A 21,918-nucleotide genomic window follows, 5' to 3' on the forward strand; every position below is an offset into this window, starting at 1 on the left:
GCCACATCCTCTTGCCATGGATTCCCCCACCGTCGGCGGCCTACGCCGTGTGATCGTCGACTTCTCGTCCGGCGCCGACCCTGTGTCGGGCCGCGTCATCTCCGAAGACGGCGAGGAGGAGTTCAGCGGCTGGATGGAACTCATCCAGCTCCTCGATCAAATACGGACGGGATCGGGGCACAACGGGGCACGGGGGTAAAGGGGGCAGTCGCATGACGGGATCACGTTCGATCCGCATGCACGTAACACTGGCGGCTCTGGCAGGGGTTCTTCTGCTGTTGGGGGTGTTCGTCATCGCGCGTACGGCATCCGGTGGCGGTGACTCCTCCTCCGGCAGCGGGAAGCGGCCGGACGCGGCCGGGCCGGGCGTGGTGTCGGAGGGGCAGAGTGGCGCCAACGCCTCCGGCGGGGAAGGTCAGGGCTCGTCCGGAGGGGGCAGCGGGGGCGGTGGAAGCAGCAGGGGCGGATCGTCGACGTCCGGCGGGGGTGGCGGGCAGCAGCCGGGCGCGATCCGGGTCGGCGGCGCGACGTTCACCAACGACTATCCCATCTATAACTTCCCGGATTTCAAAGGACCGGTAGGCTGCTTTGCACCGGGCAATCCATCACGCATCGTGCAGTTGAAGATCCAGGAGGTTGGACTGCTCGACGCTGACAATGTGCAACCGCTGATCAGCGGCTGTGACGACGCGGGTGATGCCGGCGGTGTCGTAGACACCCCCTTGTCCCAGGGCTGCGTGGGCAAAGTCCTGGACCCCGGCACCGGTTGCCTCATGACCGCCCAGGTCAAGGCGCCGGGGCCCGGTCGGGCCACGGTCTACGTCAAGGCTGAAGCCACTTGCACCTCTCATTCGGGATGGCCCTGCAACAGCCCTGAACTCGCACGCTACTCGCCCTCACCGCAGCACCCCATCGTGGCCCAGGTGACCACAAATCAGGTGATTACCTTCCCTGCGGCAACACCGGACGACACCACCTCGGCTCCGTCGACGACCGATCCGTCGTCTCCCGTCGACGAATCCCCGCCCGTCGGCACATCGCCTGCTGCCGAGAGCACCGGCCCCACGGACAGCGGAACATGACCGCCACCGCGTCGCCCGGCGGCCAGTTCTTGGAACGGACGCGCGCTGTCATCAACGTGCTGGGACCGGCCACCGTCGTGACCTCGCTGCTGTTCTACTTCGGCTACGTGGCAACGACGGCGCGGTTCCGGTATTTCGGGGTCTATCTGTCGCTCATGAACCAGTCGCTGCAGGACATGTTGCTGTACGGGGTGGAGGCGGTGTACCCGCCCCTCATCGCGGTCTCCATCGTTGGTCTCCTCGCCCTTGCCATCCACACCGGCGTCCGCGTGCTGCTCTTGGCGGAGGCCAGGGACGACGTCACCGGCTGGATCGGGGTCTTCGTCACGCTGCTTGGCTGCCTGGCTCTGACCCGCGGCGTCGTGGGCATGCTGATACCGCGCATCGCCCGCACCGAGGCGATCGCGACCACGCCCTTATGCCTCGGTGTAGGCCCCGTGGGCCTGGCCTACGGGGCCTGGCTACTTCGCCGGATGGCCATCCGCCGGGACCGGCGCCGGCTCCGCGACGCGCCCGAGAACTCGGATCCTCCCGCGCGTTCACCCGTGGCGGACTGGCTCGGCTCACCGGCCTGCGTACGGCTGTGCAGATACGCGATGGCGTGGGTCACCCTCCTTGTCGTCGCCAGCGCGTTTTGGACGGCCAACAGCTTCGCCGCCGCCTACGGACTGGGCAGGGCACTGGACGACGCCGATTCCCTGCCGCGCCGCCCGGAGGTCGTCCTGTACACCAAGGAGCCACTGCGTGACCTTCCGGCCGGTGCCAGCAGTACGCAACTCGCGCCGAGCGCGGGGAGCCAACTCCGATACCGCTACCGAGGGTTGCGGCTGCTCGTCCAGGCGAACGGCCGCCTCTTCCTGGTGCCCGCACATTGGACAGCGCCTGGAGGTCGCACCCTGGTCGTGCCATACGACAACACCATTCATCTCGAACTCGTGCCGTCCTGAGTGACTCCGTGAGCCTGTCCGCCAGCGCCGGGCAATCCGTCGCCACGCCGCAGGCACGCCTCATGATGCGAGCGCGGACAGGTTGCCGTCCACAAGTGGACGGCCCGGCTCGGCAGACGGCCGAATCGGTCGATGGCCGCCCGTCCCACGCGCCTGATCAGCGTTCCGTCAGCTCAGCACTTCCACACAAGGAGCTCCGGCTCTGATCATCACCTACGCCACGTCTGGACATCCGGAGGAATCGTGAACGACCGTACTTTCGTGATCTGGAAAGGCCACGGCTCAGACCAGGGGATCTACTCGGCACGCAACGACCACGGCACCGACTTCAACGACGCCCGGCAGGTGAGCTGGTTCGCCAGCAGCCGCGGGATCGCCGCGGTGGTCGAGCCGGTCGGACACGGGATCCGCGCGGCGTGGCGGGGAGCGGACAACGACAACCGGATCTGGACCGCCGCCGGGCACTTCACCGGAGATTCCTGGGGTGAGCAGTTCCTTCCGAGCGGGGTGCCCCGTACCGAGGACCGGCCGGCGCTCGGCGTACTCGGCGAGCGGGTGATCATGGCGTGGCGCGGCGCTGGCCAGGACGAGCACATCTGGTACTCCGTGCTCGGGCCCGGCGGCTGGAGCCCGCAGCAGCTGGCCAGCGACGGCACGGCGAGCTCGACGCACGGGCCGGCGCTGGCCCAGCACGACGGACGTCTCTTCATGGCGTGGAAGGGTTCCGGCGGCAATCAGAACCTCTACTGGTGCACGTACGACGGCCAGTCCTGGACCGCGCCGAAGGCGTTCCCCGGCGGTTCGACCCACGGGCCGGCACTGGCGTCGAACGGCGCGGCGCTGGTGATGGCGTGGAAGGGTTCCGGCGACGACGACCGCCTCTGGCGGGCCGGCTACGGCAACGGCGGCTGGTCTGCCCAACAGCTCGCCATCGGCCGATCCAGCCATGGCCCCGCACTGGGGCGAGTGGACAACCGGATCGTGATGACGTGGAAGGGGGCGGGAGGCGACGAACGGCTGTGGTGGACGCCGGACAGCTTCCGCACGCAGCTGCCGCTGCGTGCCGGCTACACCAGCAGCAACAGCCCTGCGATCGTCGCCCTCAATTTCGCCGACCTGTGAGCTGGCGCCGCATACGACATCGCGATGGGGCCGTTGCCTCCATGGCGCGATGTAGCGAGTTGGACGCCCGAGTCGGGTTGTATGACGCCGCTCCACGGCCCCGGCGGACCGGGAGAAGACATGAGGCCTGGCCGCCGACCAGTTCTTGGCTCTCCCCCGCTCCGTGTGAACGCCGCGATCGTCCACGGCGGCCAGAACCGGCTGGTCCCCACATACGGTCACGCAGATTCGCCACCGGCAAGTCACGCTCTGTACCTTGTGTCGTGGTCTGGTTACCTGCCCGTGAGGAGCAGCCGTCGTGGCGCGCACCTGGTTGTCCATCCGTGTGGCGCTCGTTTCCGGGGGTGGAGCGGACATCTGGCCGCGTCCCGGACGGATCTTCGCGGCGGCACGCTCCCATTCCTTCGCTCAACTTGCCGAAGCCATCGACGCTGCGTTCGGGAGGTGGGACCTGTCCCACCTGCACCTGTTCACTCTGGCTGACGGAACCGGAGTCAGCCCGTTGGACTGGTGGGGAGACGAGGTCCCTGATGACACCGTGGATGGCCGCGCCACCAAGCTCAGCAGATTGGAGACCGGCGAGCAGTTCGCCTACGTCTTCGACATGGGAGACGCCTGGGCGCATCTGTGCACCGTGGGCGAGAAGCGCATCGACCCTTTGGAGGCTCTCGGCGACACCCCGAGCCACCCGGCTCCTTACTGGGGTTGGGGCGCCCTTCCCGATCAGTACGGCCGCCGCTGGGATGGTGACGACGGCGAGTCCCCGCAGCCCAAACGGCCCGCCGGATGCTTGAGCGACCTGCCTCCAATCCTGCCCTGGTGGGGTGATCAACGCACCCGCTGATCGTCGTGCACTTGCAACGGAAACTGATCACCGGCGTCCAACGAGCAGAACACGGGCATCTGCTGAGCCACCGTCGGGAGCCATGGTCTTGTGGCTCTCAGGCAGTGAGATCGCCGGTCAGGCCGTCAGCTGGAAGGTGTGCTGGTCGGCACGGGCGTAGAGAAGTTCACGTTCTCGTTCGCCTGGAGAGAACCCGGGAGACGTGTGTCTCTCGACACCGGCATGCCGCAGGGTCTTTGCGTGTAGGCGACCTCTCCGAGCCGCGACGCGGCCCGGAGATCTCGGCAAGGAAAGCAGTTGTCCTCCAGCTGGTTTCCTTGAACGATCTGGGTGTGACCACGTTGTTCCTGACCGTCGGCCTGCCTGGGGCCGGAAAGACCACGAGGGCCCGGCAGTTGGCCAAGGAGCACAACGCGCTGCGGCTGACACCGGACGAGTGGATGATTCCACTGTTCGGCGAGCCGGAGGCGGACGGGAAGCGCGATGTGCTGGAAGGACGGCTGCTCTGGCTGGGTCTGGAGGCGCTGAGGCTGGGAACCAACGTGGTGCTGGATTTCGGATGCTGGTCTCGTGACGAGAGGTCCGCGATCCGCTGGTTGGTGATGTCTGTGGGCGCGTCCTGTCAACGCGTGTACGTGCCGGTCGACCACGAGACCCAACGTGCTCGGATCGCCCATCGCCAGTCGACCACCCCTGATCAGACCTTCGTGATGAGCGAGACGGACCTCTTGCACTGGAGGACGCTGTTCGAGGAGCCCGGCGCCACGGAACTCGATGGACATGAGGTAGGAGGTCCGCCTCCTGGGTGGTCAGGATGGCTGGAGTGGGCCGCCGACCGGTGGTCATCGCTCGCGTTCCCGGCGGATGAGTGAAGATGAACAGTGTCTCCAGTTGCTCCAGCTCAGACCGTTCCATCGCACGTGCTCCTTACATGGGGCTGCCCAGGCTGTTCTTGAGGTGGATGGCGAGGTTTTGGAATGCCGTCCAGGCTGCGGCGTCGGTTCCGTCGCCGAGCGGGTAGTAGAGGGCGGGGCAGCTGGGTGAGCCGAGCTGTCGCGGTTTCGTGGCGAGCGGCGGGCGGCGGGCGTAGGTGAGGCCGATCGTGTCGACGTCGCGTGGGCCGAGGGTGAAGGAGACCGGGAGGGGCGGAGCTTCCAGGTGCGCGGGGAGGGTGAGGTCGGCACGGGCGGTGCGCAGGGTGGTGAGCATGGTAGTCAGGCCGTGTTCGTCGACGAGCGTCGCGGCGAGGGATTCCAGGCTCTCCAGGGGGACCTCGGCGGGGGTGGTGTAGCCAAGGGTGAGGGTGGTGTCCTCGGCGACGCCGGCGGTGGTGCGGGTGATGCGGTGAGTGGCGATGGCCGGACGGTCGGGTGTGCCGATGGCGATGAGGTGAGTGGGTGCGGGGGCCCGGTTGCGGGCGAGGTCGGTCAACTGGCGTGGGGACCAGGGGAGGTTGACGGGTTCTGCGGTGCCCCAGCCGGAGGGGGGTGCGCCGGTGAGGTGGCGCCAGGCTGTTTCGAGGGCGTGGCCGAGCTGGAGGTCGGTGTCGGCCGCGTGCACCGTGCGGAAGGAAACGGTGAGCTGTCGTTGCCCGGCGGGTGTGGTCGATGCGGTGAACGCGTCGGCGACAGTGGTGCCGGGCGGGGTGAACGTGCCGCCCAGCCAGGCAAGTCGGACGCCGGACAGGCCGTCGTAGTAGCCGCCTGCGGGATCTTGGACGACCCAGCGGTTGGGCGCACCGCCCAGTGCGGTGCGCAACGGCAGGCTGAGGCGGACGTGGGGTGGTGTGACGAGGTGGAGGGCGCGGTTCGCCTGCACGGTGGTGCGCAGGATGTCCGAGAGCCAGCTGGTGAGGGGGACGAGCGGGCGGTCGGCCAGGACGACTGCGGTCGAGTCGGTCAGGACGTCGACGGCGGGGAGGATGGAGGTGGGGGCCGGGGCGACTGTCTCGGTGGGGTCGTCGTCCGAGGCGCTGGTGGGCGTGGGTGGGTGCGGTGGCTCGGCTGTCGTGTCTGTCGCGTCGTCGGGGGCTGTGACCCGCGCGGTGTGGGCTGCGCCGGGCGGCCATGTGGTCCCGCCGAGCAGCATCGTCAGGCGTCCGCACACGGATCCTGCCAGGGCTTCCGCCTGGGGAATGGCCGCGGAGGCGCGGGTTTCGGTCCACCAGAACGGCGGCTCGGGAGTGACCGCTTGAGGGCCGAGGAGGCGTTCGGCCTCGCCGGGGATATGGACCAGGACTGGTGCCTCGACCGAGACCAGCGGGCGGCCGCCCGTCGTGCACAGCTGCAGGACCGCGCCGTCGTCGGTGGCGGTCAGGTTCAGCTCGGGGCCGCCGGCGTGCAGGGCTGCCAGGAGCGAGCGGGTGTCGGGCATTTTCGGGGTGAGCGCGATGATGTCCTTGGTCACGCCGAGTTCTCCACGGGGTCGGTCTCGGCCGCGAGGGCGGTCTGGATCAGCACGTGACGCCGACCGCGGCGGACCAGAGTGCCCCTGCCCGGCGGCTGCGCAGAGGCGTACAGGCCCGGGAAGAGCTGACCCTCCGTGCGGTCGCCCGTCATCACGAGGGCCGTGGCGCCGGTCTCGCGCAGCGTCGTCAGGAACGGCTCGTACAGGGCGCGCGAGGCGCCCGCCACGCGGCGTGCGACGACGAAGTGCAGTCCGATGTCCTGGGCCGAGGAGATGTACGGCAGGAACGGGTCGAGGGGCTGCTGGCCGGCGGTGGTGAGGATGTCGTAGTCGTCGACGAGGATCACGATCCTCGGGCCGGTGAAGGCCGGTTCGTCGCTGACCGCGTCGGGGTCGGTGCTTTCCGGGAGCCGTTTTTCCAGTTCGGTGGCGATGCCGGTGGCGAGGGCGGCGGACAGTTTCGCGTTGTGCGCGTAGCCGCCGCGGTACGGCTCCGGGATCACACCGCGCAGGCCGCGCCGCGGGTCGAAGATGCCGAAGACCAGCTCCTCCTCTGCGTATCTGTCCACGAGCGCACGGGAGATGAGCTTGAGGAGGTTGGTCTTGCCGCACTCGTTGTCGCCCAGGACCAGCAGGTGCTGGTCGGTGCCGAACAGGTCGAGGACGGCCGGGGACAGGGACTCCTGGTCGACGCCGATCGGTACCGCTTGCGGTACCTCCGCGGTGGAGGGCAGGCGCCCCGCGGGCAGCCGGGTGGGCAACACCCGTACGGGAGCGGCGAGGTCACCGTGCCAGGTGGCGCGCACCTGGTGTGCGGCGTCCTCGAGGGCGGGCCCCAGGTCGGTGCTCGAGGCAAGGGTGTCGAGCCGCGGCAGGGCGACATGGGCGAACAGCTTGCCGTCGGTGAGGGCGCGGCCCGGGGTGTCGGCGGAGAGGGTCTCGGACAGCTTGCGGTCGATGGAGGAGTCGGCGGCATCGTTGAGGCGCAGTTCGATGCGGCTGCCGAACATCGACTGGGTGGCGATGCGGACATCGTTCCAGCGGAGCATGCCGGCCACGACATGGATGCCGTAACCGCTCCCCCGCTTGAGCAGGTCTGCCACGGCGTCGTCCAGGTCGGCGAACTCGTCGCGCAGCGCGCCGAACCCGTCGATGAGCAACACCACGTCCGTGGAGCCGAGCTGCGGCAGCTCCCCCTTGGCGCGCAGGGTGCGCAGCTGGTCGACGGAGTCGATGCCGTGCTCGCGGAAGACGGCCTCGCGTTCGGCGAGCATGGCGCGGACCTCGGCGACCGTGCGGGTGGCACGTTCGTGGTCGGCGCGCCCGGCTATCCCACCGACGTGCGGCAGGCCGGACAGCGCGCTCAGACCGCCGCCGACCAGATCGAGACCGTAAATCGCCACGTCGCGGGGCGTGTGGGTCAGGGCGAGGGACAGGGCCAGGGTGCGCAGCAGGGTGGTCTTGCCGGACTGCGGACCGCCGATGACGGCCGTGTGCCCGCCAGCGGTGTTCAGGTCGTGCACCCACCGGCCCTGCCACTGCCGCGCCGGATCGTCGAGGACACCCAGCGGAATCCTCAACGCGCCCTCCCTGTAGGGGAGTTGCAGCCCGCCGGCCGATGCCTGCACCGGGCCGACCGCTTGCGTCAACGTCACCGTGTCAGGCAGCGGAGCCAGCCAGATCCGCCGAACCGGCTCGGCCGCGCCCGCGAGCTGGTCAACCACGGCGGACAGCACGGTGGGCCCGCTCGTCCGCTCGCGCGGCGAGACCACGGTGTCATCGCCCGCTGCACCGGTCGGCGTCGCCAGGGCGTTGTACGGCGGATACAGCCAGGCCAGCGGCTCGTCGGCGGCGACCGCATCGCGCTGCACCGGCCCGCGGTAGGCGCCGGAGACGAAGCCTGCCTTGAACCGCGTATACGTGGACGTGTCGACCTTGAGATAGCCGAAGCCTGGCAGCGGCGGCAGGTTGAAGGCGTCCGTGGTCTCCAGGACCGTACGCGACTCGTCGGCTGAGAACGTGCGCAGTCCGAGCCGGTACGACAGATAGGTCTCCAGGCCCTTCAGCTTCCCGCCCTCGATGCGCTGGCTGGACAGCAGCAGATGCACCCCGATGGAGCGGCCGATCCGGCCGATGGAGAGGAACAGGTCGATGAAGTCCGGCTTGGCGGTGATCAGTTCACCGAACTCGTCGATCACGACGAACAGATGTGGGAGAGGTTCGAGATCCGGGCGGGCGGTGGCGCGCAGCGCCCGGTAGTGCCCAATGTCGGCGATGTTCCCGGCATCCTTGAGGACCTGCTGACGTCGCTTGATCTCACCGGCCAGCGAGGTGTGCACTCGCTCAACGAGACCGGCCTGGTTCTCCAGGTTGGTGATGACGCCTGCCACGTGCGGCAGGGCGGTGAACGGGGCGAAGGTGGCGCCGCCCTTGTAGTCGACGAGCACCATCGCCAGATCCTCCGGCGGATGCGTCGTCACCAGCGCAAGCACCAGGGTGCGCAGCAGCTCGCTCTTGCCGGAACCGGTGGCGCCCACGCACAACCCGTGTGGCCCCATGCCGAGGTCGGAGGACTCCTTCAGATCGAGCAGGACCGGCTCGTGCCGGTCGTCCAGCCCGATCGGCACCCGTAGGAAGTCCCGCTCGCCACGCGGGGCCCACTGCCGGACCAAGTCCAGGGCGGCCGGATCATCAATGCCGAGCAGCTCCGGGAAGTCCACCGCCCCGGACACCGGCGTCCCGTTGGCGGCCGACTCCGGGGACAGACGCAGCGGCGCCAGCATCCGGGCCAGCCCCTCGGCGCCAGCAGCACTCACCGAATCCAGGATCCCCGCCACCCGAACAACGTGCTCACCCCGCAGGTCCTCGACGGTGACCCGTTCTCCGTCGACGGTGATCCGCACCGACACCTGATCGGGCTCGTGCACCTGCTCGGCAAGCAGATGCAGCACGGTCACCCCCATGTCGCCGAGGGCAACCGCCGCATCCGGCCGGGGCAGTTCGACGGCGTTCTCCCCGTACTCGTCACTCACCACGAGCAGGCGGCTACCAAGGCTCAGCGCCGTGCGGTCGGACAGGCCGCGCCGCACCTCGGCGGCGTAGGAGGCACGCTTCTTGAGGTCCACGCCGATGAGGCGAGCGAGCTGAGTGAGATCGGGCGCGATACGGCGGGCGGCAACCGGCCCGTCGAGCTCGTCGGCATCGAGGACATGGGGCAGCCACTTCGCCCATGCCCACTGATCGATATGCTCTGCGGGTACGCCCAGCGCGAGTGCAACGTCGTCGGGCGCGTGCGTGACGGCGGCCTGTACTAGCAGCGCCCGGGCGACGCGCAGGACGCCCTCGCGGTCGCCGATGACGCTCACGTTGCCCGCGCGGTCCAGCGGCACCGTCAGCGGATGGTCGGTAGTGGTCGCGAAGCGGGCCTGCAGCGCCCGCGCCTCGTTGAGCATGAACGGGTCCGGCGGCGTGAGCACCCCACTCGCCGAGTTCTGCCCGACCACCACGTCCTGTACCGGTACGTCGCCCACGCCGATGCGTACCCGAAGGAAGTCGGCGTCCGTACGGCGCCGTTCCCACAGCCGCGCCGGATCGCGCACCAGGTCGTACAAGGCCGCCGGTGGAGGGTTCAACTCCCGTGCCGCGCGGCGTCGTTCCCTCTCGGCTTCGCCCAACTCCTCACGCAGCTTCTCCAGATATTCCAGATACCGTTCTCGTTGCACTCTCCGCTGTCGCTGCGCCTTGCCGCGCTGCGACAAAAACAGCGCCACGGCCCCGAGCAGCGCGATGACGAGCACGACCGCGCCGAGGCCCGCGAACTGGCTGGAGCGGATGACGGTCATCATCACCACGGACCCCATGACTCCGGCCATCGGCAACAGGGCCGTGGCCGGGCTGCCCATCTTGCCCTCGGGCAGGTTCGGTGGCGGCTCGATGGTGCGTGCCTCGGCCGCAGGCAGCGGGCGGGTGGCCCGGGCGGGGCGGTGGATCAGGTGCTGCGTCATCGGACCTGCACCGCCCGCTGCAGCGCCTGCGCCGCGAGTTGCGTGGCGGCGCGGCGCGTACCCGAGCCGAGCAGCTGGGTACGGATGGGTCCGCCGGCCGCGAGATGCCGGTCGTAAGGCAGGTGCACGATGGTGACCCCTGTTTCGCGCAGATGCGCTGTGGCCGTCTTCAGGTTGAAGTTCAGATCAGGTGTGCCCGAGGTGAGGGCGACGACGGTGGACGCGAGAGCTTGGTGCGGCAGTTGGGCGAGCCAGTCCAGGACGATGCGCGTGCCGCCGACGCCCTCGGCGGTGAGCGGGGCGACGACCACGCGGGCATGTGCGGTGTCCATCGCGGTACGGGCCACTTCACCGGGCAGCGTCTCGCAGTCCACGACCGTGACGGCGAAGTAGCGGCGCAGCGCGAGCGTCACCGTGCGGTAGGTGCGGATGTCCAGCGGCGCGCCGAGGCGTCCCTGGCTGGCGGGCAGCAGCCAGCCGCCGTCCGTAACCGGCACCAAATAGCCGGTGATGTCGGTGAGTTGCATCGACGGGGTGAGGATGTGGGCCAGTTCGGTGCACGACCAGCGCACCGACTCGGCGCCGAGCCGTACCGGCAGCGTTCCCAGAGCGGCGTCCGCCTCCAGCGCGAGCACCGGATCGTGCCGGTAGTGGTTGAACGCACGGGCGAGCAGCGCGGCGGTCGTCGTCTTACCGACACCGCCCCGGATCGACGTCACGGCGATCACCCGGCCCGTGGTGACCGGCTGCTGCAACTCCCGGCCGATCCGCGTTTCCTCGGCGACCTCCTGTGAGGCCGATGAGGTCAGCCGCCGGATCGATTTCCCGGTCCGCCGCGCCACGGAATCGCCGTGCAATGGCTTCCCCAACGCGAGAGCAAGTCGCGGGTCGAGGGTGGGGACCGACTCCGGGGTGAGGAAGGGAAGGTTGGGACTGGCGGGGCGGTGGCGGACCACCGGCGTGCCGCTCTCCTCGGGCCGGGCCCCAGGGGTATCCGGATGCGCAGGCGCAGGCGGGGCAGCTGGGTAGGGGGGCGGCATGGTGGGCGGGCGGGGCTGGGCCACCGGTTGCGCAACCTGGCCGGCCAGCGGCCCCGGAGGCTCCAGCCGATACTGCGGTACGTCACCGTGGTGTGCCGCCGACGCGGTGTGCGGGGCAGGTGGCTGTCCAGGGTTGGGGCGCTGCTCGTCAAGGTGACGGACCGGGAGAGGTGCCTTAGCGTCCGCCCCGTCCTTCTGGTCCGCCGAAGCACCGTGCTCCGTCGCGTCGTTCGCGTTCGCGTTCGCGTTCGCCGCAGCATCCGGACCGGCCGGCTCCGACGCGGCGCCCCGCAACTCGCGCAGAACCTCGTCCTGCCAACCGCCCTGAGCCCGGTTCATTCCTGCCGCCCTACGCTCACGCGAACGTGCCGAGCAGCCGCCCGTACACCCCGAAGACGCCAAGCACCAGCGGGAACAACGCAATCACCCCGACCGACTCGAGCACATCGCCGAACCGGCGCAACCGCACCCGCACATGCTCCGGCGGCTGCACCACGAGCACGGCCAGCGGAACGACCGCCAGCACCACCAGCACCACGAGCGGCGCGACCGTACCGGATCGCTCCAGCCACACCCAGGCCAGCCGCATCACCACCACCGCGCTCGCCGCAAGCAGCGCGACGACCTCAGGGACCAGCGGATACGCCCGGGCCCGCAGCGCGAGCACCAGCGCGACCGCCACCGCGAGCAGCACCGTCCACACCGTCCCCGCATCCAGGACGAGCGACCCGGCGACGGCGGCGGACAGCGCCGTCACGATCGTCGCGAGCGCGAGCCCCCGGTGCGTGGCCGCGAGCGCCGTCGACACCTGATAGCGGCTCACCGACACGCCGCCCGAGCGCCGGTCGTCGAGCCCGGAGAGCCCCGACGCCATCAACGCCAGACGCGGCAACAGCCCCAGCGCCACGACTGAGACGAGGGCGAGCAGCGCGCCGGCCCGCCCCGCCGACTGCAAGGCGAGCGCACACTCCCAGCACACCCCGCTCCCGAGGACCGCGGCAGCACCGAAGAGCCCACCGCGTCCCAACGGCGAGCACCATCCCAGCAACAGCAAAGCTACGGCCACCACCCCGGCCACGCCGGCCAGCCGCACCGCGCCGGACCAACCTTGGGCATCGCCCAGGCTCCATGCCCCGAAGACTCCCAGCGCGCCACCGGTGACGACGAGCGTGGCAGCGAGCCCGCGCACCCCGGCCCGGCCGAAGACCGCGCCCGCGCCCGCGGCGAGCCCGGCGACTATGGCCAGCACGACGCCCACGCTCTGCGCGGCGAACTCCTGCCGCGCAAGGAAGGAGGCGCCCAGCGCCCACCCGACCGTCGCTCCCCCGGCGACGACGCGGCGCGCGGCGGGCTGCCACCGCCAGGCCCGTACGTCGAGATCGTCTGCGGCTTCATCCGTGACATCGTGGACGACGGGCGCGGACGGCGCGTCCTCGACGCGCACCAGCCGCAGCACCGCACCGTCCGCCACAGCTGCCGACTCCAAGGTGGCGTCCGGGTCCAGGACATGGCCGTCGCCCGCCACCAGATGGCGCGTTTGCGGCCGCGCACCCACCTGATCGTCCAGTAGCCGCATCACTTCGGGAAGCAGTCGCCCGATCGGCTCCTGCGACGGCAGCACAAGATCGACTCGCCGCCGCTCGCCGACCAGGGTGACTCAGCTCAACGCTAGTCCCGTACGGCTCAATGCCCCCGCAGATATCACGCGTTCGAACCTATCATCGGGCAGAAGAGGCAACGGTTGGTGTCTGGGCAGACGGTGTTGACGGGACCGTGGTCGAGGTCCCGTAGGGGCTCGTGCTCGCGCCGAGAACCCGATGCGAAATGAACGACCACCCCACACAGCCGGCGCACACCACCGCAGCGATCACCACACCCGCAAACACCTTGCCCAGCCGCTCATCCACGGTGCGCCGCTGGCGCTGTCCGCCGAACAGCACAGCATCGCGCAGCCGCCGACGCCGGACCGAGACCGACTCAAGAAGCTGGCTGTCATAGTCCTGCGCCGACATGACTCGATTCCTTCTGGTTCCACGGGTTACGCGGGGGCTCAATGAGTACGAGCATGGTGACTCCTCGCCGCCATGCCGAGCGTGTTGGCGAGCAGTTGTTCCACCTGTCGTTACCGGCAAGGCTTGACGAGGCACGCCCGTCAGTACGGGGACTGCTCAAGGCCGGTCACGTCTCGAACTCGCCTACCCACTCACGTTCGAGGAGATGCTTCGGAAGGTAGTCGGACTCCACTTCGATCGGGAACCCTGCATCGTAGGCCAGGCACGCGATGGCCAAGGGCCCGAGGGCTACAGAGCCGCCGAGGTCGTTCGCCCGCTTCTCGTCAGCAGTCCAATATGCCTTGTGGAGTTGCAGCGCCTCGACCAGAGCCGCGTTGAAAGCGGCATGATCCTTACGCAGGAACTGGTAGAAGAGATTGATCGGTTGGTACAGAATGTTCTGGAGGAGATCCCGGGAGACGATCGTTGCGACTTCTGGAAAGGAATTATCGATTGCGGCGGACAGCTTCTCCACCAGCCCCGGACGCTCGAGCCAATACGTTTGCAGGGTGTCGACCCAGTCGTAGACGTATTCGTCGCCTTGTGCGCCCGATGCACGGAGAAGTTCCAACGGCACTTGGCACATCTGCGTCATGCGCTCCTGATCACGACAAATAATGGCGAACCAGAAGGCGGTGAGCCAGTTTCCCGCGTTGGCGTAGAACTGCGGTCCCGTCGCGGGCAGCGAGCGCATCTCGTCGAGGATCCGGCACTCCACGGTGCCCTCGGTCACTGCTGCCGCGGCAAAGGCGGCAGAGCCGACCTGCATGGCCGACACCGTTGCTCGCCACGTCGGCAACTCGGACGCCTTCGGATCAATGACGAGGCGAGCCTGTACCTGCATCAGAGCTTCGTTGAGGGCGAGTCCGAAGACGGTGGCCGACCTTCCCAGGTTCTGGACGCTGTCTTCCAGTTCCTCGGCCAAGTCCTGAACATCGGCTTCATCCAGGGTGCTCGGCCTGTCATGCCGGGCCACTGTCTCAGTCACCGATGTCTCCCCTTAGCTGATGTCGAAGGTCCATTTTTGGTAGCCAGCATACTCGCCCGCCGAGGTGACCTTCCCCTTGACCAGGATGTAGTCGACATTGCCATGCTTCAGGGCCTTGCTCAGCTCCTTGTACAGACGTTTCTCGTTCGTATTGCCGTCGAGTCCACGCTGCTTCATTTCCCGCATAATGTCGAGGAAGTAGTCCCTTGAACCCTGCCGGGCATCGATACCGCTTGGCAGCTGTCGCTTCCCCAGTTCCGTGGTGACGGTGCTCTTGGACTCGATGACAACGAAATTTTTGTTCCCGTGCTCATCCGTCCAACTCCACAGCTGATCGAACTGGTCGTTCCCGTTCTTGGGACCCGCCAGCTCCTCCATCCGCGCACCAGGGTAATGCTCTGGAATGACATGATGCTGCGCGACAGCTTCTCCGAACGCCTCACTGTCCTCGCTCATGGCCCGGTGAAACGGCGCATGATCGGCCTTGATTTCTTCGTAGGCCTTGAGGTTGTCCGGGGTGGGGTCTGCCTTGTAGGCGTGCTTCGCGTCCTTCAGCGGATCGTGCCACGCATTGTCCGCAGTCACGGACGAATGTCGCCGCTGCGCCCTGTCGCTGATGGCGTCAAGACCCTCCTGCGTACGCACAGTCTCCGGTCCCTGTTCGACCTTGGAGCCATGGACATACTTCTCAGGGATCGGTGAGGCCTTGTCACTGGCTGCGATCCAATTCCCAGGGTGATGCGGGTCCTTGACCAACTGGGGCGGCGCGAAGCCGCTTTCGTCGGGGACGGCTACACGTATGCGGTGGCCGTTCTTCTGGTAGTACGTCTCACGGTAGCCCGGCTCGTGATTGGCCCTGTAGACCTGCACGTCCTTGATCTGGTGCGGATCGAGGTCGTCGTACCAGCCCTTACCCGTCGGATGCACGCCGTCACTGGTCCGGCCCGGCAGTTCTCCGCCCGATCCGCTCCCGGATGGACCATTGGACAGCCCGCGTCCACCGCCGCCTTCTCCGTGTGCAACACCGGTTGTCGCGTGCCCTGTTGAGACGCCCGAACCCAGACCGTGGGTCCCGTCGCCGCTGGCGTGGCCGGCAGCGGCTGGCCCTGTGTCCGTTACCGAGTTGGTGGCGGCATGCGCTCCCACTAGTTCGGGGCTGCGTGCCCCACCTTCCGCGGCCTCAGCACCCGCGCGCTCGGTCGCCGATGGTTCGACCTTGGCCTGGGTGACGTGCTGGTGAAGTGTGCCGTCGGCATTGAGGACGTGGCCATCCTGGGTGAGATAGACCGGGTTCCCCTTGGCATCGATGTACTCGATGGCGCTGTCGGGCACGGAGACCGGGCGTTCCGCGAGGGGCAGCGGGTGTTCGGCGGGCGTGTACCTGTCGCCGAGGTTCGCCATGTCCAGGTACGTGCCGGAGTGGAGGTTCTCCAGCGTGCTGAAGGTGTCGCCGACCTTGACGAAGGCGAACTTGCCCACCTTGCCGATGTACGTCATCGGGTCGACGGCCCGGCCGACCTTGCCGACCACCGACAGGGTACGGGCCGCAGCGCCGGCCTTCCCCGCCCCGCTTGCCGCGCTCCCGACGCCCTCGGTGCCGGCCACGGTCAGGACGTTGAAGCCGAACGCACCGGCCGCGCGGGCCGGGTTCGTCTTCCACTGGTCGTAGGCGAGGAAGCCTTTCACCGCCTGGTTGTGGACCTTGCGCGAATCACGGAGCCAGGAGGGCAGTTGGTCGTCCGGGATCAGCCACCAGGCGCCCAGCGTGGAACTGGTGAGGAAGGAGGCGGTGCCCAGCTTGGCGAGGTTCTTCCAGGCCTCGCCGGCCGCACCCCAGCCGTCGGAGCCGAACAAGGTGCCCAGGCCGTGAAGGGTGCCGATGACACCGTCGTGCCAGACGCCGTCCCACACCTGCTTGCCCTGGTGGACCAGCCAGGACCAGCCCTCATACTCCCGCTCGACCGGCGCTCCCCAGGGGGTTTCCTTGGCGTGGTCGAGGTCGTCGGCGTTGTAGCCGTACGTGTTCTTGCCGTGGGAGCCGTCGTCGGCGCTCAGCCCGGCTCCACCGATCAGCGCCATGATCTTGTTGTAGGCGGCGCGTTCGGCGGCCTGGAAGGCGGCGACCGTGTGGTTGACGTCGTGCCACAGGTCGTTGTTGTGGTCGACCTTGTCCTGGTCCTTGTGCCAGCCGTCGTCCCCGGTCACTGAGTTCACGAACGCGGTCGCGTCGGCCTTGAGCGCGTCCAACTTCTGTACCAGCGGCTGGACTTCGAAACTGTAGTCCGACAGGGCCGTGGCGACCTTCTCCAGGTCGTCGGCGAACGCGTCCGACTTCTGCTTCACCGGCAGCGTGGACGCAAACAGCTGCTCCGCCTCCGGCGCTTCATAGAACGCGGACAGGCCCTGGAACTCGGTGTGCACATCCGAGCCGGACGCCCGGAACTGGCCCGCGTCCGCGGTCAGCAGCATCACATCGGTGTCCAGCGTGGCCAGGTCGCCGATGAAGTGCGGGATCCCGGACGGGTCGATCAGCTTCGCCTCGTCGCCCACCGCTACCGGCCCTCCGTACGACGGCCCGTCTCACCGCCGGGCAGATCCACCTTCGGCTCCTTCGCGGCGTCGCGCTGAGCGTTCACCGCCTGCTCCAGGGAGCCGGCCATGTAGTAACGGGTGGCCTGATCCGCCCCGTTCAGGGACCTCGAAGTCCGCTTGGCGATGTACAACAGATCCCGGTTCCAGTGCTCCGCGAACTGCCCCAGGGCCGAACCGACCAAACCGACCGTACTGGTGTACGGCCCGAACTGATCGGTCAATGTCCCTGCTGCGGACGCAGCTTCCTCAAGATTGCCCTGCATCGCCGAGCCTGCCTCCGACATGTCCTTCGCCGCTGTCCCCGCCTTGGACAGCACGCCGTACACGCCGGCTGGATCGACGTCCCACCGCGTCACAACTTTCCCCCTATGTCCTTGCCGGACAGCCGCCCGGCTTTGCAACTGCCGTCGTATCAGCCGATGTTGTCGACTGCGGCCCGGGCCTTGGCCAGGGTGGCCTGTGCAGTTGCGTCGTTCTGCTCCAGCGTGGTGCGCACGAGCTGAATGATGTTGCGCACCTCGTTGGCCGCCTTGTTCCAGCGGACTTCCTTGCCGTGGTACTCGTCCGAGACTCCGTCGGCCTGGAAGTCCGCCATGGCGGCCTTCACCGCACGGTCGCGCTCGCCGAGCACGGTCTCCAGCCGACCGATGATCCCCTGAAGACTGCTCTGTACGTCGGCGGAGGCGCCGGTGTCGTAGGAGCGACGGTCCAGATTGGCCATGCTGCTCACATCCCCCTTGTGGTTCAGCCGTGGAAGCGGGCCGCGTCGAAGTTCGCGGCGCTCATCGTCTTGTGCGCGTTGTCGGACTGTTCCTGATCGCCGGTGGCGAACCCTGTGTCCATCCCGGACTGGCCGCCCAGGATCGACGACAGCGACCCGTTCAACGCGGTAGTGATTTCATCTGCGTGCAGCTTGAACGAGTCGAACATGGCCTTGCCCTCGCCGTTGAACTTTCCCTCCAACGGCTGCGCCGCGGCGATCAACTGCTGGATCAGCGTGCCAAGATCGTCACTCGACCCGATCGTGCTCTTGGTCAGAGTGGCAAGCGTCGTTGACCCCATGTCGAATTTCATGGAGATGTCCCCCGCACCTGTAGTCCAGATCGTCGACATGCGAGACGTCGCAGCGCGCTCGGACGCCACTCGCGTCACATGCCCAAGTGCCCATCGTCACCTACGAGGAGTTGCTGACGCAACGCCCAACGTGTGGAGTGGCTTGATTCACAAGCCTTCGCTGCCGAACGGGCGGTGGTGATGTGGCCGTCTCTTCCGGTCGGCCGGATGAGTAGCCACACTGTGGCCAACTGCGCCGCGCAGAGTGCCCAACCATGCCGCCGCCGTTGCGTGCTCACGTGCGAACCAAGCTGAACCCGACTTGATCCGGTCGTGGGGGCGTGTCCGGGAGGAAGCCCGGCGATCCCAACCGGCGCCGTCTCTGGAGCCGGAGGATGCCGGTTCGTCTGCGGGAAGTCCTGATGGCCAGTGAAGTCGGTCCGCTGGGCGCCTGCCCGGATGCGAGGCGGAATTGGGCAGAGGAGACAACGGGCAAGGCTGTCATGTCCGGTGAAAAGGCGTTCCCAATGCTCGGGGTGGCCCACACCTGCTTGCTGGACCTCGCGGCCACAGGCCACCTGGCCTGCGGTCGGGTGTCGGATTGCAGGGCCCAGCCGATGAGCCGTGGAGGGCGTTGACCTTGCACGGGCGAGCGGCATGTCGCGGGCGGCCGGAATACCGTTTCTGCGGTGATGATGTCCCGCCATCTGGGTGGGCTCGTTGCGTTCCGGGCTGGTGGGGTGCGGGCTGACCGATATGAACGCGGGCGTGATCAAGCACCTGTCGCGCAGTACGACCGCGTTTTCCCTCGCCGTCGTCGCTCTCGCCAGCCCCGCCTCTGCCTCGCCCACTGTCCTCAGCCCACCGGCGGCGTCACTCCAGATGCCCGCGCCGCCGGCGGCAGCGGTCGCGGTCGACGAGCTACAGACCCTCACCGTCGAGGCCCCTCATCCGATGACCGGCTACAGCCGGGCCAAATTCCCGCACTGGGCGGCGCAGTTCGGTAAGTGCGACACCCGCGAGGTCGTATTGGCCCGCGATGGCGTCGACGTCAAGCAGGACGAGGAATGCCGTGCGGTCTCCGGGACCTGGCTGAGCCGGTACGACAACAAGTCGTTCGCTTCCGCCAGCCAGATCGACGTTGACCACATGGTGCCATTGGCCAACGCTTGGCGCTCCGGGGCCGACACGTGGACCACGTCCAAGCGCAAGCAGTTCGCGAACGACCTGGAGCATTCACAGCTCATCGCGGTCTCAGCGGCGTCGAACCGGTCGAAGGGCGACCAGTCGCCAGATCAGTGGGCGCCGCCGAACGGTGCCTACTGGTGCACCTACAGCCGGGCCTGGACACATGTGAAGTCGCTCTACGGTCTCTCCGTCACCGGCAAGGAGAAGTCTGCCCTGCAGAAAATGCTGGGCACCTGTCTGTGAGCCAACGGCTGGAGTCCACCGTGACGGCAGGACCGGGCGGGGCGCTGACGGTCGAGGTCGGGATCATCACCGGTGACCTCACCATCGTCACCACCGCCCTGCCGCAAGGCCGCGCGACCGTCGCGGTCCAGTACCTGGGCGCCGAGGAGTGGTACACACTCACCGGCAGCCCCACACCCCTGCCTGACGGTGGGCTGGACGCCCTGCACGCCGCAGTGCTGGACCAAGTACGCGGCGGTCAAAACGCGGAAGTACCACGCTGAACTCGACAGCCACGGCCCCGGATCAGCAGGTTGGTCCGCGGCCGTGCGCCTCCCGCCTCATCACTTCCCGCTGGCATCCCCACAATCCGGCGCCGGGGTCTCCTTCGGCGCGCCAGTCAGGGTCACCTCTACGCCGTGGTACGGAGGTTTGTACTTGTCCGTCTCCTTTGCCGTGACCAATCGGCCGTTGAAGCGGGCCCAGATGCGGCCGTCGCGGTCGCCGAACGCCAAGAACGGCTCCGTGACATACATGGGCCGACTGGGCAGCTTTAACGGCTCGTTTTGCGAATGGGTGCGTATCCGCAGTTGGCCGGTCTCGATGGTCTGGAGTGAGCACGGCGGCAGGGCGTCAAACCTGATGCCGACGCTTGCCATTGTGTCGTGCTGCGACTCTTCCTTCGCGAAGATGCGCAGTTGGAACCTGACTACGGCGCCATTAACCGGGTCGGGCGACCTGTTCATCACGTGCAGAACAGGTCTTGCGGTGCCTGCACCCTCGAACCAGAACGAGACCTGCATCGCCTGACTGCGCGCCTCCCGCTCGGAGTCCTCTCGCGACTGCTCGAGTTGATCCTGCGACGTCAGAGCGCCGTAGTACGTCGCGACGCCGGTGAATGCCAGGCTTCCGATACCGGCGACAACCGTTAGCACTGTCCCCATGGCCACCCAGGGAACCCGCTGCCACCACCGTCGCGGACGCCCTCTGCGGGCCCTGACGCGACTCAAGGTGGTTCGCTGCCTCGTGAGTCGTGACTGGACACGCCTCAATAAATGATCCGCCACAATGCTCCCTTGTCTCGGCAGGACCATAGACGCTCGGTCGGCTCAACTGCCCGTCAGGTATCACGTGCTGGTCCTCCGCCGTTACGCCGAGGCCACGCCGCCGGCCTGCGGGATGGCCTGCACGACCTACAGTCAGCTGGCGCCCCCTCTGTCCAAGGCTGGAGTGCGCTGTCGAGTTCATTGCCAAACTGGAGACCGCCGACCTGCAAGATCTGCCCGGTCGCGCTCGAATTGTGGGCTGCGTCATACCGATGAGCTCCGTGCGGTCGGGGCGTCTGCCAGGGAATCGCCAGACGCGAAGCAGGACCCTGCAGCTCAGCCGCCAGTCCCGAAGGGAAGGCGGTTTGCAGGCAGCCTGCCTCTCGAACTCGCTTTAAGTCACCGGAAGTTGACTCTCCGAGAGAATCTCGCGAAGCCGTTGCACGATCGGGCTCGTCGATCGGTTTGCTGATCCCGAGAGCGACAGGGCTCTCCGGTGCCCCACGAGGGGGACACGGCACCGCCCGCTGACGATAAGGATCATCGCCGTGAATGACGTAGCCGGCCTCTCGCTGGCCCTCTCGGTGGTCACCGCGCTGCGCGTGTTCGCCCCGGCCGCCCGGACGCTGGTGCGCCGCCTGCTCGGCGCCACGGTGCGGATCGGAGCCGAGTCCCTCGCCGAACGGCGCGCAGCTCGCATTACTCCAATCACCCCGCAGCATGTCAACGAGAACGGGGACAGCCAGTGACCGGTCCGCAGCTCCCACCGCAGCGCGTGGTCCGTGCGATGACGACCGAATTGCCCACGGCCTTCTGGGCGTTCCACAACCTCTACCACCGGCCTTATCTCGAATACGCACATATCCAGCTCGGCGATGAGCGTTCAGCCGGGGAGCTCGTCCACGCCACGTTCATGGACTTGGCCCTGAACTGGCCGGACATGATGGAGGACGCCAACCACGAGGCGTATGCGTGGGCACTGTTGCGCGAGCGCATCGCCGACGAGCTCCGTCTTCAGGGCCGTGTCCCGGCCACCGTGGAGACCGCGGTGTTCGCCCGCGTCAACCGCGCCGCACTGGAGTCCGTTCGCGATCAGCTCGCCGACATGGAGAGCGCCCTGGGCCTGTACGCGGCCATCTCACGGCTACCCGAGCGGCAATTCGACGTCATGGTGCTTCTCTACGTGCTCGGCTATCCCACCGAGCAGACTGCCCACATTCTGGGGGTGACCCCGGCGACCGTCCGCTCGCAGGCACGGCACGCCAAGAGGAAGCTGGCCAAGGACCTGGATCTGACCGTCGATCTGACGGCGGACCGCGACGACGTGGAGTGA

Annotated in this window: 21 protein-coding genes; 10 read left to right on the forward strand and 11 right to left on the reverse strand. The window is 67.9% G+C overall.

Annotation, left to right across the window (positions count from 1 at the left end; genetic code table 11):
- Nucleotides 1-16 precede the first annotated feature (16 nt).
- The 6 genes from ACWC1K_RS19640 (at nucleotide 17) to ACWC1K_RS19665 (ending at nucleotide 4,867) form a co-directional block, all read left to right on the forward strand.
- Entirely contained in the window at nucleotides 17-199 is a 183-nt protein-coding gene (locus tag ACWC1K_RS19640) for a hypothetical protein (protein ID WP_450832858.1), read from the forward strand.
- 13 nt (nucleotides 200-212) lie between these two features.
- Nucleotides 213-1,082: a hypothetical protein gene (locus ACWC1K_RS19645; RefSeq protein WP_351480815.1), complete on the forward strand. Its 870-nt coding sequence runs from the start codon at nucleotides 213-215 to the stop codon at nucleotides 1,080-1,082.
- Nucleotides 1,079-2,029 carry a hypothetical protein gene (locus ACWC1K_RS19650; RefSeq protein ID WP_351480818.1) on the forward strand — a complete coding sequence of 317 codons (951 nt, stop codon included), beginning with the start codon at nucleotides 1,079-1,081 and terminating at the stop codon, nucleotides 2,027-2,029. Before ACWC1K_RS19645 ends, ACWC1K_RS19650 begins: the two co-directional genes overlap by 4 nt.
- Nucleotides 2,030-2,272: 243 nt before the next feature.
- Nucleotides 2,273-3,151, forward strand: a complete 879-nt coding sequence (locus tag ACWC1K_RS19655; RefSeq protein ID WP_450832860.1) for a hypothetical protein — start codon at nucleotides 2,273-2,275, stop codon at nucleotides 3,149-3,151.
- A 298-nt stretch (nucleotides 3,152-3,449) separates the two neighbouring features.
- Entirely contained in the window at nucleotides 3,450-3,995 is a 546-nt protein-coding gene (locus ACWC1K_RS19660) for an IS1096 element passenger TnpR family protein (protein WP_351480827.1), read from the forward strand.
- 332 nt (nucleotides 3,996-4,327) lie between these two features.
- A complete protein-coding gene (locus tag ACWC1K_RS19665; protein ID WP_450832861.1) occupies nucleotides 4,328-4,867 on the forward strand; it encodes an AAA family ATPase in 540 nt (179 codons plus the stop codon).
- A 55-nt stretch (nucleotides 4,868-4,922) separates the two neighbouring features.
- On the opposite strand, the gene ACWC1K_RS19670 is transcribed toward ACWC1K_RS19665, so the two are convergent.
- From ACWC1K_RS19670 to ACWC1K_RS19715, 10 genes are all read right to left on the reverse strand, one after another.
- Nucleotides 4,923-6,401, reverse strand: a complete 1,479-nt coding sequence (locus ACWC1K_RS19670; protein ID WP_351480832.1) for a DUF6177 family protein — start codon at nucleotides 6,399-6,401, stop codon at nucleotides 4,923-4,925.
- Nucleotides 6,398-10,405, reverse strand: a complete 4,008-nt coding sequence (gene eccCa, locus ACWC1K_RS19675; RefSeq protein ID WP_351480835.1) for a type VII secretion protein EccCa — start codon at nucleotides 10,403-10,405, stop codon at nucleotides 6,398-6,400. Before eccCa ends, ACWC1K_RS19670 begins: the two co-directional genes overlap by 4 nt.
- Entirely contained in the window at nucleotides 10,402-11,247 is an 846-nt protein-coding gene (locus tag ACWC1K_RS19680; RefSeq protein WP_450832863.1) for a nucleotide-binding protein, read from the reverse strand. Before ACWC1K_RS19680 ends, eccCa begins: the two co-directional genes overlap by 4 nt.
- 553 nt (nucleotides 11,248-11,800) lie before the next feature.
- A complete protein-coding gene (locus ACWC1K_RS19685) occupies nucleotides 11,801-13,096 on the reverse strand; it encodes an EsaB/YukD family protein (RefSeq protein ID WP_450833020.1) in 1,296 nt (431 codons plus the stop codon).
- Nucleotides 13,097-13,163: 67 nt separating this feature from the next.
- The gene (locus tag ACWC1K_RS19690) at nucleotides 13,164-13,457 is read right to left on the reverse strand and encodes a hypothetical protein (protein ID WP_450832865.1); all 294 of its coding nucleotides are present in this window, start codon (nucleotides 13,455-13,457) and stop codon (nucleotides 13,164-13,166) included.
- A 166-nt stretch (nucleotides 13,458-13,623) separates the two neighbouring features.
- The gene (locus ACWC1K_RS19695; protein ID WP_450832867.1) at nucleotides 13,624-14,484 is read right to left on the reverse strand and encodes an immunity 49 family protein; all 861 of its coding nucleotides are present in this window, start codon (nucleotides 14,482-14,484) and stop codon (nucleotides 13,624-13,626) included.
- A 12-nt stretch (nucleotides 14,485-14,496) separates the two neighbouring features.
- Nucleotides 14,497-17,034 (reverse strand): hypothetical protein, encoded by a 2,538-nt coding sequence (locus tag ACWC1K_RS19700; protein ID WP_450832869.1) that lies wholly within the window; start codon nucleotides 17,032-17,034, stop codon nucleotides 14,497-14,499.
- 2 nt (nucleotides 17,035-17,036) lie between these two features.
- On the reverse strand, nucleotides 17,037-17,432 hold the full coding sequence (locus tag ACWC1K_RS19705; RefSeq protein ID WP_450832871.1) for a DUF6507 family protein: 396 nt from the start codon (nucleotides 17,430-17,432) through the stop codon (nucleotides 17,037-17,039).
- A gap of 56 nt (nucleotides 17,433-17,488) precedes the next feature.
- Complete coding sequence (locus ACWC1K_RS19710; protein ID WP_351480855.1) at nucleotides 17,489-17,797, reverse strand: pore-forming ESAT-6 family protein; 309 nt, start codon at nucleotides 17,795-17,797, stop codon at nucleotides 17,489-17,491.
- A gap of 23 nt (nucleotides 17,798-17,820) precedes the next feature.
- The gene (locus tag ACWC1K_RS19715) at nucleotides 17,821-18,150 is read right to left on the reverse strand and encodes a hypothetical protein (RefSeq protein ID WP_450832873.1); all 330 of its coding nucleotides are present in this window, start codon (nucleotides 18,148-18,150) and stop codon (nucleotides 17,821-17,823) included.
- Between the two features lie 747 nt (nucleotides 18,151-18,897).
- Here ACWC1K_RS19715 and ACWC1K_RS19720 point away from each other — a divergent pair.
- Both ACWC1K_RS19720 and ACWC1K_RS19725 read left to right on the forward strand, forming a co-directional pair.
- Nucleotides 18,898-19,560 (forward strand): HNH endonuclease family protein, encoded by a 663-nt coding sequence (locus tag ACWC1K_RS19720; protein WP_450832874.1) that lies wholly within the window; start codon nucleotides 18,898-18,900, stop codon nucleotides 19,558-19,560.
- 20 nt (nucleotides 19,561-19,580) lie between these two features.
- The gene (locus tag ACWC1K_RS19725; RefSeq protein WP_450832876.1) at nucleotides 19,581-19,823 is read left to right on the forward strand and encodes a hypothetical protein; all 243 of its coding nucleotides are present in this window, start codon (nucleotides 19,581-19,583) and stop codon (nucleotides 19,821-19,823) included.
- A gap of 60 nt (nucleotides 19,824-19,883) precedes the next feature.
- On the opposite strand, the gene ACWC1K_RS19730 is transcribed toward ACWC1K_RS19725, so the two are convergent.
- Nucleotides 19,884-20,483, reverse strand: a complete 600-nt coding sequence (locus tag ACWC1K_RS19730) for a hypothetical protein (RefSeq protein ID WP_450832877.1) — start codon at nucleotides 20,481-20,483, stop codon at nucleotides 19,884-19,886.
- Between the two features lie 650 nt (nucleotides 20,484-21,133).
- Here ACWC1K_RS19730 and ACWC1K_RS19735 point away from each other — a divergent pair.
- Both ACWC1K_RS19735 and ACWC1K_RS19740 read left to right on the forward strand, forming a co-directional pair.
- Nucleotides 21,134-21,334 carry a hypothetical protein gene (locus ACWC1K_RS19735; RefSeq protein ID WP_450832879.1) on the forward strand — a complete coding sequence of 67 codons (201 nt, stop codon included), beginning with the start codon at nucleotides 21,134-21,136 and terminating at the stop codon, nucleotides 21,332-21,334.
- Between the two features lie 38 nt (nucleotides 21,335-21,372).
- The gene (locus ACWC1K_RS19740) at nucleotides 21,373-21,918 is read left to right on the forward strand and encodes an RNA polymerase sigma factor (RefSeq protein WP_351480862.1); all 546 of its coding nucleotides are present in this window, start codon (nucleotides 21,373-21,375) and stop codon (nucleotides 21,916-21,918) included.

The organism is Streptomyces sp. NPDC001492 (genome assembly GCF_053597275.1).